Annotated in this window: 14 protein-coding genes; 6 read left to right on the forward strand and 8 right to left on the reverse strand. The window is 71.4% G+C overall.

Annotated features, from left to right (window positions below; genetic code table 11):
* Nucleotides 1–16: 16 nt before the first annotated feature.
* Nucleotides 17–1,219, forward strand: a complete 1,203-nt coding sequence (mgt, locus tag ACIGXP_RS27890; RefSeq protein WP_399772779.1) for a macrolide-inactivating glycosyltransferase — start codon at nt 17–19, stop codon at nt 1,217–1,219.
* A gap of 96 nt (nt 1,220–1,315) precedes the next feature.
* On the opposite strand, the gene ACIGXP_RS27895 is transcribed toward mgt, so the two are convergent.
* The gene (locus ACIGXP_RS27895; protein ID WP_399772781.1) at nt 1,316–3,568 is read right to left on the reverse strand and encodes an MMPL family transporter; all 2,253 of its coding nucleotides are present in this window, start codon (nt 3,566–3,568) and stop codon (nt 1,316–1,318) included.
* 409 nt (nt 3,569–3,977) lie between these two features.
* On the opposite strand from ACIGXP_RS27895, the gene ACIGXP_RS27900 reads away from it, so the two are divergent.
* From ACIGXP_RS27900 to ACIGXP_RS27920, 5 genes are all read left to right on the forward strand, one after another.
* Nucleotides 3,978–4,529, forward strand: coding sequence for a DUF1697 domain-containing protein (locus ACIGXP_RS27900; protein ID WP_363220390.1), 552 nt, complete (start codon nt 3,978–3,980; stop codon nt 4,527–4,529).
* A gap of 114 nt (nt 4,530–4,643) precedes the next feature.
* On the forward strand, nt 4,644–5,660 hold the full coding sequence (locus tag ACIGXP_RS27905; RefSeq protein WP_399772784.1) for a ketopantoate reductase family protein: 1,017 nt from the start codon (nt 4,644–4,646) through the stop codon (nt 5,658–5,660).
* Nucleotides 5,661–5,806: 146 nt separating this feature from the next.
* Nucleotides 5,807–6,796: a sigma-70 family RNA polymerase sigma factor gene (locus ACIGXP_RS27910; RefSeq protein WP_399772787.1), complete on the forward strand. Its 990-nt coding sequence runs from the start codon at nt 5,807–5,809 to the stop codon at nt 6,794–6,796.
* A 55-nt stretch (nt 6,797–6,851) separates the two neighbouring features.
* The gene (locus ACIGXP_RS27915; protein ID WP_399772789.1) at nt 6,852–7,502 is read left to right on the forward strand and encodes a DsbA family protein; all 651 of its coding nucleotides are present in this window, start codon (nt 6,852–6,854) and stop codon (nt 7,500–7,502) included.
* Between the two features lie 661 nt (nt 7,503–8,163).
* Nucleotides 8,164–8,487: a hypothetical protein gene (locus tag ACIGXP_RS27920; RefSeq protein ID WP_399772792.1), complete on the forward strand. Its 324-nt coding sequence runs from the start codon at nt 8,164–8,166 to the stop codon at nt 8,485–8,487.
* Between the two features lie 207 nt (nt 8,488–8,694).
* Here the strand turns inward: ACIGXP_RS27920 and ACIGXP_RS27925 are convergent, their stop codons facing one another.
* From ACIGXP_RS27925 to cysC, 7 genes are all read right to left on the reverse strand, one after another.
* Nucleotides 8,695–9,453 (reverse strand): sirohydrochlorin chelatase, encoded by a 759-nt coding sequence (locus tag ACIGXP_RS27925; protein ID WP_363218520.1) that lies wholly within the window; start codon nt 9,451–9,453, stop codon nt 8,695–8,697.
* A gap of 8 nt (nt 9,454–9,461) precedes the next feature.
* Nucleotides 9,462–10,352 (reverse strand): ABC transporter permease, encoded by an 891-nt coding sequence (locus ACIGXP_RS27930; protein ID WP_399772795.1) that lies wholly within the window; start codon nt 10,350–10,352, stop codon nt 9,462–9,464.
* On the reverse strand, nt 10,339–11,142 hold the full coding sequence (locus ACIGXP_RS27935; RefSeq protein WP_363218522.1) for an ABC transporter ATP-binding protein: 804 nt from the start codon (nt 11,140–11,142) through the stop codon (nt 10,339–10,341). The genes ACIGXP_RS27930 and ACIGXP_RS27935 overlap by 14 nt, the downstream gene beginning before the upstream one ends.
* 12 nt (nt 11,143–11,154) lie before the next feature.
* The gene (locus ACIGXP_RS27940; RefSeq protein WP_399772796.1) at nt 11,155–12,264 is read right to left on the reverse strand and encodes an aliphatic sulfonate ABC transporter substrate-binding protein; all 1,110 of its coding nucleotides are present in this window, start codon (nt 12,262–12,264) and stop codon (nt 11,155–11,157) included.
* A 238-nt stretch (nt 12,265–12,502) separates the two neighbouring features.
* Nucleotides 12,503–13,837 (reverse strand): GTP-binding protein, encoded by a 1,335-nt coding sequence (locus ACIGXP_RS27945; protein ID WP_363218524.1) that lies wholly within the window; start codon nt 13,835–13,837, stop codon nt 12,503–12,505.
* A 2-nt stretch (nt 13,838–13,839) separates the two neighbouring features.
* The gene (cysD, locus tag ACIGXP_RS27950) at nt 13,840–14,784 is read right to left on the reverse strand and encodes a sulfate adenylyltransferase subunit CysD (RefSeq protein WP_363218525.1); all 945 of its coding nucleotides are present in this window, start codon (nt 14,782–14,784) and stop codon (nt 13,840–13,842) included.
* On the reverse strand, nt 14,781–15,317 hold the full coding sequence (cysC, locus tag ACIGXP_RS27955; RefSeq protein WP_363218526.1) for an adenylyl-sulfate kinase: 537 nt from the start codon (nt 15,315–15,317) through the stop codon (nt 14,781–14,783). The genes cysD and cysC overlap by 4 nt, the downstream gene beginning before the upstream one ends.
* Between the last annotated feature and the right edge of the window lie 4 nt (nt 15,318–15,321).

The following is a 15,321-nucleotide window of genomic DNA, read 5'->3' on the forward strand; positions in this document are numbered from 1 at the left end:
GCCTAGCGTCTGCATCATGACCGCTCCCGCCCACATCGCCATGTTCTCCATCGCCGCGCACGGCCATGTGAACCCCAGCCTGGAGGTGATCCGTGAACTCGTCGCCCGGGGGCACCGGGTCACGTACGCCGTCCCGCCGGTGTTCGCCGAGAAGGTGGCCGCCACTGGGGCCCGGCCCGTGCCGTACACCTCGACCCTGCCGGGACCCGACGCCGACCCGGAGGCCTGGGGGACCACGCTGCTGGACAACGTGGAGCCGTTCCTGGCCGACGCGATCCAGGCGCTCCCACAGCTCATCGAGGCCTACGCCGGCGACGAACCCGACCTCGTCCTGCACGACATCGCCTCGTACCCGGCCCGGGTGCTGGCCCACCGCTGGGGCGTCCCGGCGGTCTCCCTCTCGCCGAACCTCGTCGCCTGGCAGGGGTACGAGGAGGAGGTCATGGAGCCGCTGTGGGCCGAGCCGAGGAAGACCGAGCGCGGGCAGGCCTACTACGCACGCTTCGAGGCCTGGCTGACGGAGAACGGGATCACTCAGCACCCGGACTCCTTCATCGGCCCGGCCCGCTCGATCGTCCTCATCCCGAAGGCACTGCAGCCGCACGCCGACCGTGTCGACGCCCGCGTGTACGCCTTCGTCGGCGCCTGCCAGGGCGACCGCTCCGACCAGGGGGAGTGGCAGCGGCCGGCCACCGCCGGAAAGGTCGTGCTGGTGTCACTGGGCTCGGCCTTCACCAAGCAGCCCGCGTTCTACCGCGAATGCGTCCGCGCCTTCGGCGGCCTGCCCGGCTGGCACCTGGTCCTCCAGGTCGGCCGGCACGTGGACCTCGCCGAGCTGGGCGACGTACCGGACAACGTGGAAGTGCACAGCTGGGTACCGCAGCTGGCGATCCTGCGGCAGGCCGACCTGTTCGTCACACACGCGGGCGCGGGCGGCAGCCAGGAAGGGCTGGCCACCGCCACGCCGATGATCGCGGTCCCGCAGGCCGTCGACCAGTTCGGCAACGCCGACATGTTGCAGGGACTCGGTGTCGCTCGGCGGCTGGACACCCAGGAGGCCACCGGTGAGCGTCTCCGTGAGGCCGCGCTCGCCCTCGTGGACGATCCGGAAGTGGCCCGCCGTCTGAAGGAGATCCAGGCGGAGATGGCCGAGGAGGGCGGCACGCTCCGGGCGGCGGACCTGATCGAGGCGGAACTGAAGGGCCGCGCGCGGGAGTAGGCCACCTGCAACGCCCCGAAGGGGCGCGGGGAACGGTGCGACCAGCCCCACGCCCCCGCACCCGGTCCCGGCCGCCCCGGCGGGTTGTGCGCCGGATCAGACCGGCAGCCGCTCCGCCTCCTCGCGCACCGGCCGGGAGGCAACCGCGTCCGGCGCCTCGTCGTGGGTGAGGTCGGGCAGGCGGCGCAGCCACTTCGGCAGGTACCAGTTGCGCTCGCCGAGCAGTGCCATCACCGCCGGCAGCAGCACTCCGCGGATGACCGTCGCGTCGATCAGGACCGCCGCGGCCAGGCCCACACCCATCTGCTTCATGGACTGCATCGACAGCGTGCCGAAGATCGCGAACACGGCGACCATGATGACCGCGGCGCTGGTGACGACACCGGCCGTGGTGACCACGCCGTGCCGGATCGCGTCCGTGGTGCTGCGGCCGCGCATCCGGGCCTCGCGGATCCGGGAGACGACGAACACGTGGTAGTCCATCGACAGCCCGAACAGGATCACGAAGAGGAACAGCGGCAGCCAGGTCACGATCGCCCCGACCCCCTGGGCACCCACCAGCGAGGCACCCCAGCCGTGCTGGAAGACGGCGACGAGGATGCCGTACGCCGCGCCCACCGACAGCAGGTTGAGCACGATCGACGTGATCGCGACGGTCAGCGAGCGGAACGACAGCAGCATCAGCAGGAAGGCGAAGACGACGACGAACGCGAAGACCGGGACGACGGAGCCGAGCAGCTGGTCGTTGAAGTCGTGGTTGCCGGCGACCTGCCCGGTGATCGGCGCCTGCACGCCGTCGACCTTGCCCAGCGTGGCGGGCCGTACCTCGTCGCGCAGCTTGTCCAGGCTCTCGACCGCCCGGTCCATGTCCGATCCGCCGACCAGCGGCACGGATACCAGGGCCACGTTCTGCGCGTCGTACAGCCTGATGTCGACCGGGCCGCGCGAGGCACCCGAGGCGATGGCCTGCTTCTTGAAGTCGGCCAGCGCCTGCCGTACGCCGGGGGCGTTGACGTCCGCGGCCTTGACGACGACCTGGGCCGGCTCGCTGCCGCCCGGGAACGCGTCGTTGATGCGGTCGTACGTCTGCACGATCGGCAGTGACTTGCCGAACTCCTGGTCCAGCGTGAGCTGTTGGGTCTTCATGCCGAGCGCGGGCGCCGCGATCGCCAGCAGCACACCGGCCGCCACGACGACGGAGACCAGCGGCCTGGCCAGCACACCGCGCAGGACCGCCGTCCAGAACCGGCTGCCCTCGTCCGGGGACCGCCTGCCGCGCCGGCGCGCGAGGAACGGAATCCGCCCCTTCTCGACCCGCTCACCGAGAAGCGACAGCAGCGCCGGCAGCACCGTCACCGAGCCGGCCATGGCGACCGCGACCACCATCAGCGAGGCCAGGCCCATCGCCTCGAACGCGGCGAGCCCCGTGAACAGCATGCCCGCCATCGCCACGCACACCGTGACGCCGGAGACGATGATCGCCCGGCCGCTGGTGGCGGCGGCGATCCTCAGGGCGGTGCCCGCGTCCCGCCCGGCCTGCCGCTCCTCGCGCTCACGGCGCAGATAGAACAGGCAGTAGTCGACGCCGACGGCCATACCGACCAGCAGCATCACGGAGTTGGCGGTGTCGCTCATCGGCTGCAGATGGCTGACGAGGCCCATCAGGCCCATCGTCGCCATGATCGCGGTGATCGCGAGGGCCACCGGCAGCAGCGCCGCCACCAGCGCCCCGAAGGCGATCAGCAGGATGCCGAGCGCCACCGGCACCGCCGAGTACTCGGCCTGCTGGAAGTCGTCCCCGAAGGCGTCCTTGTACTGCTTCTGCATGCTGGCGCCGCCGATCTCCTCGATCCGCAGCGAACCATGCGCTTTCTGCACCCCGGCGACCGCGTTCAGCACCGGCTCGACCCGGTCGACGGCCGTTTTCGCATCGCCGCGCATGTCGAACCGCACCAGCGCGCTGCGCCCGTCCCGGGAGACGGTGCGGGTGTCGTAGGGCGAGGTCACCGCCGTGACCTTCCCGGTGCCCTTGACGGCCTCGATCACGTCGGCGACGGCGGCCCGGAACTCGGCCGAAGTCGCCGTCAGGGCACCGACCTTGGCCTGGATCAGGACCGTCTCCCCGGCAGGCTGCTTGATCCCCGCGTCGTCGATGATCTCGGCGGCTGTGTGCGTCTCGCCCTTGAGCTGGTTGCTCTCGTCCACGTCGACCCGGCCCGCCGCCGAGCCGAGTCCCATCGCCAGCACGACGAACAGCACCCATATGCCGACGGCCGCCCAGCGGTGCCGGGCGCTCCAGCCGCCGGCACGGGCGGCCAGCCCCCGCACCCGCACATCCCTGTTCCCCATCGCGGGCCTTCCCCCTCTGTGCGGTGGCGGCCCCCTGCCGCCACGTCTGCGCTAGTTGCAGTTCGACCGTATGAGCCGGACGAACGCCGCTCGTCGTGCTGCCCGGTGAACTCGGCGGCCCGCCGCTCATCGCCGGGGAGGACAGTGGCCCCTTACACCTATGGGCACTTCTCGGGGATGCGTCTCGGGGTTCTCGCACCGGGGGCGCACACCGGAGGACATGGGCTGTCCGTTCCGCCGTCAGCGCGGCGGTTTGTGATTACAAAGTTTTGTTGAACAAGTCACAGGTGCGTGTAGAGGTTGATCCAGCACCCGCCGATCGGCGAGAGTTTCGCGCAGTCCCGCCCTGCGCGGGCCCGGCCGTCGTGCCCACCCCCACGGGGCACGACGGCCGCTTTACGCTGGCCGGATGACGACCTACGCGGCGCTGTTGCGCGGAATCAACGTCGGTGGCAGCAAGAAGGTGCCCATGGCCGACCTCCGTACGCTGCTGACCGGCCTCGGCCACACCGGCGTGCGGACCCATCTGCAGAGCGGCCAGGCCGTGTTCACCACCGGCCACGGCGACGAGGAGTCGCTCGCGGCGGAGTTGAGCCGGGCGATCGAGGAGCGGTTCGGCTTCCCGGTCGACGTGCTCGTGCGCGACCACACCTATCTGAAGGCCGTCGCCGAGGCCTGCCCGTTCCCGGCCGCCGACCTGGAGCCCAGGCAGCTGCACGTCACCTACTTCTCCGCACCGGTCGCCCCGGACCGCTACGCGGACATCGACGCCGCCGCGTACCTCCCCGAGGAGTTCCGCCTCGGCGACCGCTGCCTGTACCTGTACGCCCCCGAGGGCCTCGGCCGCTCCAAGCTCGCCGAGGCCCTGTCCCGCCCGCGCCTGACCAAGGGCCTGATCGCCACGAGCCGGAACTGGAACACCGTGCTCAAACTGGTCGAGCTGACGGCTCCGGGAGCGTGACGGTCCACGGGCCGAGGAACGGCGCGCGGGCATTGTCCGGCACGCTTCCCCATGCCCCAGGGGCAAGGTCGCACACCCATGCCTGCCTGACCCGGGTGTGCGAGGCTCTGATCCATGCGCTACATCATCATCGGGGCGGGAGCGGTCGGCGGGACCGTCGGGGGGCGGCTGGCCCAGGCCGGGCGTGAGGTCGTCCTCGTGGCACGCGGCAGCCATCTGGCGGCACTGGCCGAGCACGGACTGCGACTGCGGGTCCCGGAAGGGGAGTTGACGTACCGGCTGCCCGCCGTCGACGGGCCCGGCCCGCTCGGCGAACTGCGCGCCGACGACGTCCTCGTCCTCGCCGTGAAGACGCAGGACACCATGGCCGCTCTGGAGAACTGGGCCGAGGCGCCCGTCACGGGCGGCGGCACGGCGGCCGAACGGCTGCCGCTCGTCTGCCTGCAGAACGGCGTGGAGAGCGGACGGCTGGCCCTGCGCCGCTTCCGGCAGGTGTACGGCGTCTGCGTCTGGCTGCCCTCGGCCCTTGAGGAGCCCGGCGTCGTCTCCGCCGCCGGCAGCCCGCTCGCCGGCATCCTGCACCTCGGCCGCCTTCCGCACGGCACCGACGACACCGCCCGCCGGATCGCCGCCGATCTGGCGGACGCCCGCTTCGAGGCACCGGTCGTGCCCGACGTGGCCCGCTGGCAATACGCCAAGCTGCTCGCGAACCTCAGCAACGCCATCGAGGCGCTGACCGGAACCCGCGACACCGAGCCCGCCCGGGCGCTGTACGCGCGCGTGCGAGCGGAAGGGGCGGCCGTCCTCGACGCCGCCGGGATCGCGTACACGGCCGCCGAGGAGGAGCGCGCGGCCCGCGGCGACAAGGTCACCCTCGTGCCGCTGTCCTGGGCGCCACGCGGCGGCGGTTCCTCCTGGCAGTCCCTCGCCCGCGGCACCGGCACCATCGAGGCCGACTACCTCAATGGGGAGATCGCCCTGCTGGGCCGGCTGCACGGCGTACCGACCCCGCTGAACGAACTGCTCCAGCGGCTTGCCAACCGGTTCGCCCGGGAGCGCCGGGCCCCCGGGTCGATGCCGGCCGCGGACCTGGTCCGCCTGGCGGACGAGGCGGTGGGGTCGGCCGGCTGACGGCCGTTCAGCCGGTCTGCGGCGATGTGCCTTCCGGTCTGCGGCGATGTGTCTTGCCGGTTGATCTTCCGGCCGGATTGGCGTTCTGTAGGCCCCGGCGGGCGTGAGCCGCTCGCGCCGGGCTTGCCGGAGGGGGACGGGGAGAAATGGACGACTTCACAGGGGATGCCGAGCGGCGGCTCGCGGCGCGGTTCGAGGCGGACCGGCCGCATCTGACGGCCGTGGCCCACCGGCTGCTCGGCTCGGCCGCCGAGGCCGACGACGCCCTGCAGGAGGCCTGGCTGCGGGCCCGGCAGGCCGACCTCGACGCGGTGCGCCACCCCACCGGCTGGCTGACCACCGTGGTGACGCGGGTCTGCCTCAACCTGCTGCGGGCCCGCCGCAACCGGCGTGAGGACTTCCTCGACGCCTACGACCACGCCTCCTGCGACCAGTCCGGCGACCGCGCTCACGACACACCGCCGGTCTCCGCCGATGCGGGCGACCCCGCCCGTCAGGCGCTGCTGGCCGACGAGATCGGAGTCGCGCTGCTGGTCGTCCTCGACACCCTCGGCCCGGCCGAGCGGGTCGCCTTCGTGCTGCACGACATGTTCGCCGTGCCGTTCGAGGAGATCGCCCCGCTGATCGAGAAGACTCCGGCCGCCACTCGGCAACTGGCCAGCCGGGCCCGACGTCGCGTCCAGGGCCGGCCGCCCGCGCCCGGCGCCGACGCCGTACGTCGCCGCCGGGCCGTCGAGGCGTTCCTGGCCGCCACGCGGGGCGGCGACTTCTCCGCCCTGGTCGCCCTGCTCGACCCGGACGTGGTGCTGCACGCCGACGCGCTGGTCGTCCCCACACCGGAACCGATCACGGTGCGGGGTGCCGAACCCGTCGCCCAGGGCGCCATGGCGGCCATGGGCCGCGCCCGGATCACCGGACTCGCCCTGCTGGACGGCGAGTTCGGCCTGGTCATGGTGGAGCACGGACGGCCTCGCCTGGTCCTGGCCTTCGCCTTCGGGACGGACGGCCGGATCACCGGGATCGACATCGTGGCAGAGCCGGAACGCCTGCGCGGGACGGAGATCGCCGCCGTGGACCCGGAGTACCCGGCGGCCGGGCATGCGGAGGCCGGCGGCCCCGAGGAATTGGACCAATGACCGGAGGGATGATTGGGTCGGGACGCCACCCCAATGGATGAGTAGCGTCGCCGTCATGACGTACCGCGCCACCGCCGCTACTGCCGTTACCGCCGAGCCCGCCCCGACCCGGATCGACTTCTTCTTCGACCCGGCCTGTCCCTTCGCCTGGATCACCTCCCGCTGGCTGCTGGAGGTCGAGCGGCTGCGCCCGCTCGACCTCCGGTTCCGGGTGATGAGCCTGTACCTGCACAACACGGGCAACGAACTGCCCGACTGGTACCGGGACTTGGTGGACCGCTCCATCGGTCCGGTGCGGGTCGCCGTGGCCGCCGCCGAACGGCACGGCGCGACAGTGCTGCGCGACCTGTACACCGCGTTCGGCACCCGGATCCACGAACACGGCACCAAGGACTTCGACCAGGTGATCACCGAGGCGCTCGCCGAACTCGGGCTACCCGCCGAGCTGTCGGCCGCGGCCCACGACCCGTCGTACGACGACGCGGTACGCCGCAGTCACACGGCCGGTACCGAGCCGGACTCGGGCGGCTACGTGGGGACGCCGACCCTTCACATCGACGGAACGGTGTGGTTCGGGCCCGTGCTGCGTGCCGTACCGCGCGGCGCCGAGGCGGCCGAACTCTTCGACAGCTTCTGCGTACTGGCCCGCCACCCCGAACTCTTCGAACTCAAGCGCACTCGCACCGGCGCCCTCCGCTTCGACTGACCGGGAAGCGAGGTGGCCGATAAACGCCCGTCGGATCCGATGAGTTCACCGATCGTGTGACACAGGAGCCGCGGTCGGCGCAGAACGAGAAGCCGCCGCGGTCCGACGTCACAGGGGAACGCCGGGCCCGGCGGCCCCTACCACGCCCACGTCCCCCGAGGCCGGCGCTCGCCGAACCTCGCGACAAACACCTCGGGCTGTCCCTAGGGTGAAGCGCGCCGACGGCCGGAGGGGGACGTGATGAGCGTGACGGGCACACCATGGGCGGTGCTGCCGCGGTACCGCGGCGACGGAATGCCCCGGCGGCCGTGCGCGTCGGTGTACCTCGACGGCGACGGCGACGGCGCTCGCGACGTCGACGGGGCGTTCTCCGCGCGCGTACCGGCCTCACTTCACGCCGGTGTCCGGGAACCCGGTCAACGAACACCGGTCACCCGGACGGGTGGCGATTTTCGGACGTCATCGATCCGGACGCCCAAGTGCCACGCAGCCTGGCGAGCCTCTGCGGACCGCGGGGGCCGTGGATGACGCACCGGCTCCCCGTCCTCGGCAGCACGCACACCCACAACATCGGTAACGTCAGCCATCCCGGCATCTTCGGCCAGTCAGGGCCAACGCCCCACCCCCGAGGGCCCGTTCGGGCCACAAGCGAGGACAGGACATGAGCACCTACAACTTCGGACACCTCAACGGCCCGGCCGGCTTCGGCGACTACAGCCGTATCGACACCAAGAACGGCACACCCGATCTGGAGACCCTCATGGCCGTCGCCGAGCGGCTCACCCAGGCACTGCGCGCCGAGTACCCGGGGCTGACGGGGTGCGGGGAGAGCATCCAGGCCGAGCTGGCGCTGTCCGCCGAGGACGGCCTGCCGCCCAACAGGGGGCGGATCCGCACCGCGTTGGAGACAGTCGCCGTCGCGGCGGGGGCCGGCACCGGAAGCCTCACCTTCACCCAGCAGCTCACGCACGCGCTCGGCCTGTGACCGGCCTCCGCGGCCCCGCCGCCGAGGCCCGTTTCGGACCGGCCCGCAGCGGCACGGTCTGACGCGGACCGGCACGGTCGGACGCGGATGCACGGTCTGACGCGGTGGCCGGCGAGCGCGCCGCCGGTGGGTCCGGGTGGGCCCGGCAGCGGTTCCGGCAGGGCTCTGGGCGTTGCCGGCAGGGTCTGCCGGGGCGGGCCGAAACGGTCAGGCGCCCAGGGCCGCCAGCACCGGCCGGCATGCCGCGTCGTGGCGTTCCAGCAGTGCCCGCGCCACCTCGGGCGCCGGTCCCAGCACGTCGGCCAGCACGTCGGCCCCCGCCGCGCCCCGCGCGATACGGTCCGGCAGGAAACCGGGGGCCAGGACGTACGGCGCGACGGCGACCCGCTCGCAGCCGAGGGCGCGCAGCTCGGCCACGGCGTCCTCGGTGCGGGGGAATCCCGCGCGAGAACCGGCGGAGGCGAACGCAGGCCGCACGGCGCACCAACCGGTGTGCCACCACTCCCGCGCGATGTCGGCGATCACTGCGATCGCCTCCGGGTCGGAGGACCCCGCCGAGGCCAGCACGACCCCGGTCGAGGACTTGTCGGCGGGTGTCAGCCCCGCCTCGTACAGCCGCCGTTCCAGCGCCGTCAGCAGCAGCGGGGAGGGGCCGAGCACGTCCGCCTGGCGGATCCGCAGCCGGGGCGGCGCGTCCCGCAGCACGGCCGGGATGTCCGCCTTGGCGTGGAAGGCGCGGGTCAGCAGGAGAGGGAGGGCCACGACGTCACGTACGCCCTCGGCCGCCAGGGACTCCAGCACCCCCTGCACCGACGGGACGTTGAAGTCCAGGAAGCCGGTCTCCACGCGCAGCCCGGGCCGCAGCGACCGTACCCGCTCCACGAGGGCGTGCACGGTCGCCGCGTGCCGCGGGTCACGGCTGCCGTGGGCGACGACCACGAGGACGGGGGGGACCGGACGGTGCATGGTGTGTCTCAGCCCTTCACCAGCAGGCCGCGGCTGCGCAGCACCCACCGCTCCAGCGGGCTGAAGATCAGCAGGTCGATGGCGATGCCGACGAACAGGATCAGGAAGATCGCCTCGAACACCATGGACATGGAGCTGGCGTTGCGGCCGTTCTCCAGCAGCGCGCCCAGGCCGATGCCCAGGTCGGGCGAGGAGGCGATGATCTCCGCGGCCATCAGCGAACGCCAGGAGAAGGCCCAGCCCTGCTTCAGACCCGCCAGATAGCCCGGCAGCGCGGCCGGCAGGACGATGTGCCAGGCGCCCTTCAGCCCCGTCGCCCCCATCGTGCGGCCGGCGCGCAGGAACAGCGGCGGCACCTGGTCGATGCCGGACACCAGGCCGTTGGCGATGGAGGGGACGGCGCCGAGCAGGATCACCGCGTACATCATCGAGTTGTCCAGGCCCAGCCAGATCACGGCCGGCGGCACCCACGCCACCGACGGCAGCGACTGCAGACCGGACAGCACCGGGCCGATCGCGGCGCGCACGAACTTCACCCGGGCCACCAGCAGCCCCAGCGGAGTGCCGATGGCCAGCGCGAACAGGAAGCCCAGCAGGCCCCGGGAAACGCTGGTCCAGATGTAGCCGAGCAGCTTGCCCTGCAGCCAGGCGTCCTTGAACTCGTTGCCCACGTCGGCGGGGGAGGGCAGCTTCGTCGGATCGTCGACGATCTTGAAGGAGATCAGCGCCTGCCACACCACCAGCACCACCAGGGTGGCGACGAGGGGAGGCAGGATCTTGTTGCCGAACGTCTGCCGGAACGGGGTCCGCCCGACGACACCGGACTCCAGGGCGTCCAGGCCCGCCTCGACGCTCGCGGCGTCCTGCAGGACGGCCTTGGTCGTGTCAGTGCTGGCCATGGCGGCGGATCTCCCCACGCAGGACTTCGGTGATCTCAAGGGACAGTTCGGCGACCGGCGCGTCCTCGATGCGCCGCGGCTGCGGAATGTCCACCTGCCACTCCCGTGCCACCCGGCCCGGGCGGGAGGACAGCAGTACGACACGCTGCGCGAGCCGCACCGCCTCGCGGACGTTGTGCGTCACGAACAGGACGGACAGGCCCGTCTCCGCCCAGATCCGGGTCAGCTCGTCGTGCAGCAGGTCACGGGTGATCGCGTCCAGCGCCGCGAACGGCTCGTCCATCAGCAGCAGCCGGCTGTCCTGGGCCAGCGCCCGGGCCATGGCGACCCGCTGGCGCATCCCACCGGACAGCTCGTGCACCCGCTTGCCGTACGCGCCCTGGAGCCGCACGAGTTCGAGCAGTTCCTCGGCCCGGTCGCGCCGCTCGTTCTTCGCGACGCCGCCGAGTTTCAGGGCGAGTTCTATGTTCTTGCCCGCGGTCAGCCACGGGAACAGGGCGTGCTCCTGGAACATCAGGGCCGGACGCCCGTCGGTCGTGATGCTGCCGGCGGAGGGCTGGTCCAGCCCGGCCACCAGGTTCAGCAGCGTCGACTTGCCGCAGCCCGAGGCCCCCAGGAGGGTGACGAACTCGCCCGGAGCGACATCGAGGCTGATGTCGTCCAGGACGAGCTGCTGTCCACCGGGTACCGCGAAGGACTTCGAGACGTGCTCGATGCGCGCCGCGTGCTCGACCGACTCGGCGGCCTTGGCGAAGGTCGTGGCCATGGTCGTCACCTCCTGGGAACTCATCGGCTACGGGGGTTACTTGACGCCGAGCCCGGCGTCGCTGACGCTGCTGCCGCCCTCGGCCTTGAGGACCTTGTTCAGGAGCGTGAGGTCGTAGATCCCGTCCAGCTTCGGGTTCTCCAGCAGGCCGGCCTTCACGGCATGCTGCGCCTCGCTGTCGAGGGTGGCCGCCAGCGGGTCGTTCGTGAACTGGATGGACTTCCACGCCGGGTCCAGGACCTTCGCCGGCAGCGCCTTGCCGGAGTCCGCCTCCAGCTGCTTGTTGGCCGCCGCCTTCGCCTGGTCCGGGTTGGCGTTGATCCACTTGTTGGCCTCGACGGAGGCCTTCAGCACGGCCTCGACCGCCTTCGGGTGCTCCTTGAGGAACGCCTGCCGCACGACGATGTTCGTGATCACGAACTTCTTGTCCGGCCACAGCGACGACTCGTCCAGCAGCACCTTGCCGCCCTCGGCGACCAGCTTGGACGCGGTCGGCTCCGGCACCCAGGCGCCGTCGATGGAGCCGGACTTGAAGGCGTCCGGGGTCACCTTGTTGTCCGTGCGGACGACCGACACGTCACCCTTGCCGCTCTGCGCGTCGACCTTCCAGCCCTGCGAGGCCACCCAGTTGAGGAACGCCACGTCCTGCGTGTTGCCGAGCTGTGGGGTGGCGATCTTCTTGCCCTTGACGTCCTTCAGGGACTTGATCTTCTTCGGGTCGACGACCAGCTTGACCCCACCGGACGCCGAACCGCCGATGATGCGCAGGCTCTTGCCGTCGGACTTGGTGTAGCCGTTGATCGCCGGGGAGGGGCCGATCCAGCCGATGTCGAGGGAGCCCGAGTTCAGGGCCTCGATCTCGGACGGGCCGGCGTTGAAGAGCTGGTACTTGGCCTCGGTGGCGCCCAGTTCCTTCTGGAAGAAGCCCTTCTGGTTGCCGATCAGGGCGGTGGCGTGCGTCAGGTTGCCGAAGTAACCGATCTTGACGGAGTCGAGTCCGTCGATCTTCTTGGCCCCGGCGGCGATCTTGGCGGTGTCGTCGTTCTTGGACTCGGACCCGTAGCCGCAGGCTGCAAGAGTGAGCAGGGGGAGTGCGGCGAGCGCGGCGATGCCGCGGCGGAACAGCTTGGAGCGGTTGGCAGGCACGGGAGGGTTTCCTCTCGTTGGCCCGGCGGTCACGGTCTCTCAGGTCGTGGCCGGGAGTTCGGCAGGGGGTCTTCGTCGTTTCCGGGACGACACCGGGTGGGGGGACGGGGCGCGCAAGCGGTGCGCGTACGTCACCGCACACATCGCGCCACTCCGCCCTGCCCGCTGCCGAGGGCGCCGCTGCCGATGCGGCCGCCCTCCTTCGCGAACGTCGAGTAGACGTCGGTCGTCTTCATGCTCAGAAGTCCCAGCCGTCGTCTTCGGACTCGTCCTTGACCGGCTCGGGGGAGGCGAACGACTCGCCGACCATGCCCGCGGTCAGCGTGGTGCCGTCGCTCGGGTCGATCAGGATGAAGGAACCGGTGCGGCGCGAGTCGGCGTAGGAGTCGACCGGCAGCGGCTCGGCGGTACGGATCTTCACGCGGCCGATGTCGTTGGCCACGAGCCGGCCCGGGTGCGGGTGCAGGGACAGGTCGTCCAGCGTCAGCCGGGACGGGATGTCCTTGACGATCGCCTTGACCGTGCGGGTGCCGTGCTTGAGCAGCACCCGGTGGCCGACGGTCAGCGGCTCGTCGGCCACATGGCAGACGGTCGCCTCCACGTCCTGTGTGGTCGCCGGCGCGTCCTTCGTCGGCACGATCAGGTCACCGCGCGAGACGTCGATGTCGTCCTGCAGCAGCAGCGTCACCGACTGCGTCGTCCATGCCACGTCCACCGGCTCGCCCAGCAGGTCGATGCCCGAGATCCGCGTGGTCCGCCCGGACGGCAGGACCGTGACCTCGTCGCCGACCCGGAAGGTGCCGGCTGCGATCTGGCCCGCGTAGCCCCGGTAGTCCGGGTGCTCGGCGGTCTGCGGCCGGATCACGTACTGCACGGGCAGCCGGGCGTGGCAGTGCGCCAGATCATGGCTGACGGGAACGGTTTCCAGGTGTTCCAGGACGGTCGGGCCGCCGTACCAGTCCATGTTCGCGGACGGCTCCACCACGTTGTCACCGGCCAGCGCCGAGATCGGGATCGCGGTGACCTCGGGGACGCCCAGCTCGATCGCGTACGCCGTGAACTCCTCGGCGATCGCGGCGAAGACGTGCTCCTCGTACCCGACGAGGTCCATCTTGTTGACCGCGAGCACGACGTGCGGGACCCGCAGCAGGGCCGCGATCGCCGCGTGCCGACGGGTCTGCTCCACCACGCCGTTGCGGGCGTCGACGAGGATCACGGTCAGCTCGGCCGTCGAGGCACCGGTGACCATGTTGCGGGTGTACTGCACATGGCCGGGCGTGTCGGCCAGGATGAACCGGCGCCGGGGCGTGGCGAAGTAGCGGTACGCCACGTCGATGGTGATGCCCTGCTCCCGCTCGGCGCGCAGGCCGTCGGTGAGCAGCGCGAGGTCCGGGGCGTCCTGGCCGCGGCTCGCGGAGGCCCGTTCCACGGCCTCCAGCTGGTCGGCGAGAACCGACTTGGAGTCGTGCAGCAGCCGCCCGACGAGCGTGGACTTGCCGTCGTCGACGGAGCCGGCGGTGGCGAACCGCAGCAGGGTGGTGGCCGAGAGTGCCTCGGTCGTGGTCGTGCTCATGCTTAGAAGTACCCCTCGCGCTTGCGGTCTTCCATCGCGGCCTCGGACAGCTTGTCGTCGGCGCGGGTCGCACCGCGCTCGGTGAGCCGGGAGGCGGCGATCTCGGCGATCACGGCGTCCAGCGTGGTGGCGTCGGAGTCGACGGCGCCCGTGCAGGACATGTCACCGACCGTGCGGTAGCGCACGAGCCGCTTCTCGACACGCTCGCCGTCCTTGGGGCCGCCCCACTCGCCGGCCGTCAGCCACATGCCGCCCCGCTGGAACACCTCGCGCTCGTGCGCGAAGTAGATCTGCGGCAGCTCGATGCCCTCACGGTCGATGTACTGCCACACGTCCAGCTCGGTCCAGTTGGACAGCGGGAAGACCCGGACGTGCTCGCCGGGGGCGTGCCGGCCGTTGTACAGGTTCCACAGCTCGGGGCGCTGGCGGCGCGGGTCCCACTGGGAGAACTCGTCGCGCAGCGAGAACACCCGCTCCTTGGCGCGGGCCTTCTCCTCGTCCCGGCGGCCGCCGCCGAAGACCGCGTCGAACCGCTCGCTCTGGATCTTCTCCGTCAGGGGAAGGGTCTGCAGCGGGTTACGGGTGCCGTCGGGACGTTCCTTGAGCACACCCCGGTCGATGTAGTCCTGGACGGACGCCACATGGAGGCGCAGCCCATGTGCGGCGACCACACGGTCCCGGTACTCAAGGACCTCCGGGAAGTTGTGTCCCGTGTCCACATGAAGCAGCGAGAACGGCACGGCAGCCGGGGCGAAGGCCTTCAGCGCCAGGTGCAGCATGACGATCGAGTCCTTGCCGCCGGAGAACAGGATCACCGGGTTCTCGAACTCGCCCGCCACCTCGCGGAAGATGTGCACCGCCTCGGACTCCAGCGCGTCCAGGTGCGACAGGGCGTACGGGCTCTCCGTGCCCTCGCCGCCCGTCGCGGCCTTGGCGACGGTCGTCATGCCAGTCCCCTCTCGCTCAGCAGGGCGTACACCGACGCCGCGGACTCCTGCACGGTCTGGTGCTGCGACTCGATCCGCAGATCCGGCGTCTCGGGCTCCTCGTACGGGTCGTCGACCCCGGTGAGCCCTTTGAGGTCGCCCGCGGCCTGCTTGGCGTACAGCCCCTTCACATCGCGCACGCTGCAGACCTCGACGGGGGTCGCGACATGGATCTCCAGGTACGACGTCCCGTTCTCCGCGTGCCGCTTCCGCACCGCGTCCCGGCTGTCCGCGTACGGCGCGATCACCGGTACCAGCGCCTTGACCCCGTTGCGGGCCAGCAGTTCGGCGACGAAGCCGATGCGCTGCACGTTGGTGTGCCGGTCCTCGCGCGAAAAGCCGAGGCCCGCCGAGATGAACTCGCGGATCTCGTCGCCGTCGAGCACCTCGACGCGGTGGCCCTCGGCGCGCAGCCGGCCGGCCAGCTCGTACGCGATGGTGGTCTTGCCGGCGCTCGGCAGACCCGTGAGCCAGACGGTGGCTCCGGTGGTCACGTCG

Source organism: Streptomyces sp. NPDC053069 (assembly GCF_044546895.1).
Taxonomy (GTDB): domain Bacteria; phylum Actinomycetota; class Actinomycetes; order Streptomycetales; family Streptomycetaceae; genus Streptomyces.

Coding starts and splice junctions, on each gene's coding strand:
- mgt (WP_399772779.1), top strand. CDS start 17: ATGACCGCTCCCGCCCACATCGCCATGTTCTCCATCGCCGCGCACGGC.
- ACIGXP_RS27895 (WP_399772781.1), bottom strand. CDS start 3,568: ATGGGGAACAGGGATGTGCGGGTGCGGGGGCTGGCCGCCCGTGCCGGC.
- ACIGXP_RS27900 (WP_363220390.1), top strand. CDS start 3,978: ATGACGACCTACGCGGCGCTGTTGCGCGGAATCAACGTCGGTGGCAGC.
- ACIGXP_RS27905 (WP_399772784.1), top strand. CDS start 4,644: ATGCGCTACATCATCATCGGGGCGGGAGCGGTCGGCGGGACCGTCGGG.
- ACIGXP_RS27910 (WP_399772787.1), top strand. CDS start 5,807: ATGGACGACTTCACAGGGGATGCCGAGCGGCGGCTCGCGGCGCGGTTC.
- ACIGXP_RS27915 (WP_399772789.1), top strand. CDS start 6,852: ATGACGTACCGCGCCACCGCCGCTACTGCCGTTACCGCCGAGCCCGCC.
- ACIGXP_RS27920 (WP_399772792.1), top strand. CDS start 8,164: ATGAGCACCTACAACTTCGGACACCTCAACGGCCCGGCCGGCTTCGGC.
- ACIGXP_RS27925 (WP_363218520.1), bottom strand. CDS start 9,453: ATGCACCGTCCGGTCCCCCCCGTCCTCGTGGTCGTCGCCCACGGCAGC.
- ACIGXP_RS27930 (WP_399772795.1), bottom strand. CDS start 10,352: ATGGCCAGCACTGACACGACCAAGGCCGTCCTGCAGGACGCCGCGAGC.
- ACIGXP_RS27935 (WP_363218522.1), bottom strand. CDS start 11,142: ATGAGTTCCCAGGAGGTGACGACCATGGCCACGACCTTCGCCAAGGCC.
- ACIGXP_RS27945 (WP_363218524.1), bottom strand. CDS start 13,837: ATGAGCACGACCACGACCGAGGCACTCTCGGCCACCACCCTGCTGCGG.
- cysD (WP_363218525.1), bottom strand. CDS start 14,784: ATGACGACCGTCGCCAAGGCCGCGACGGGCGGCGAGGGCACGGAGAGC.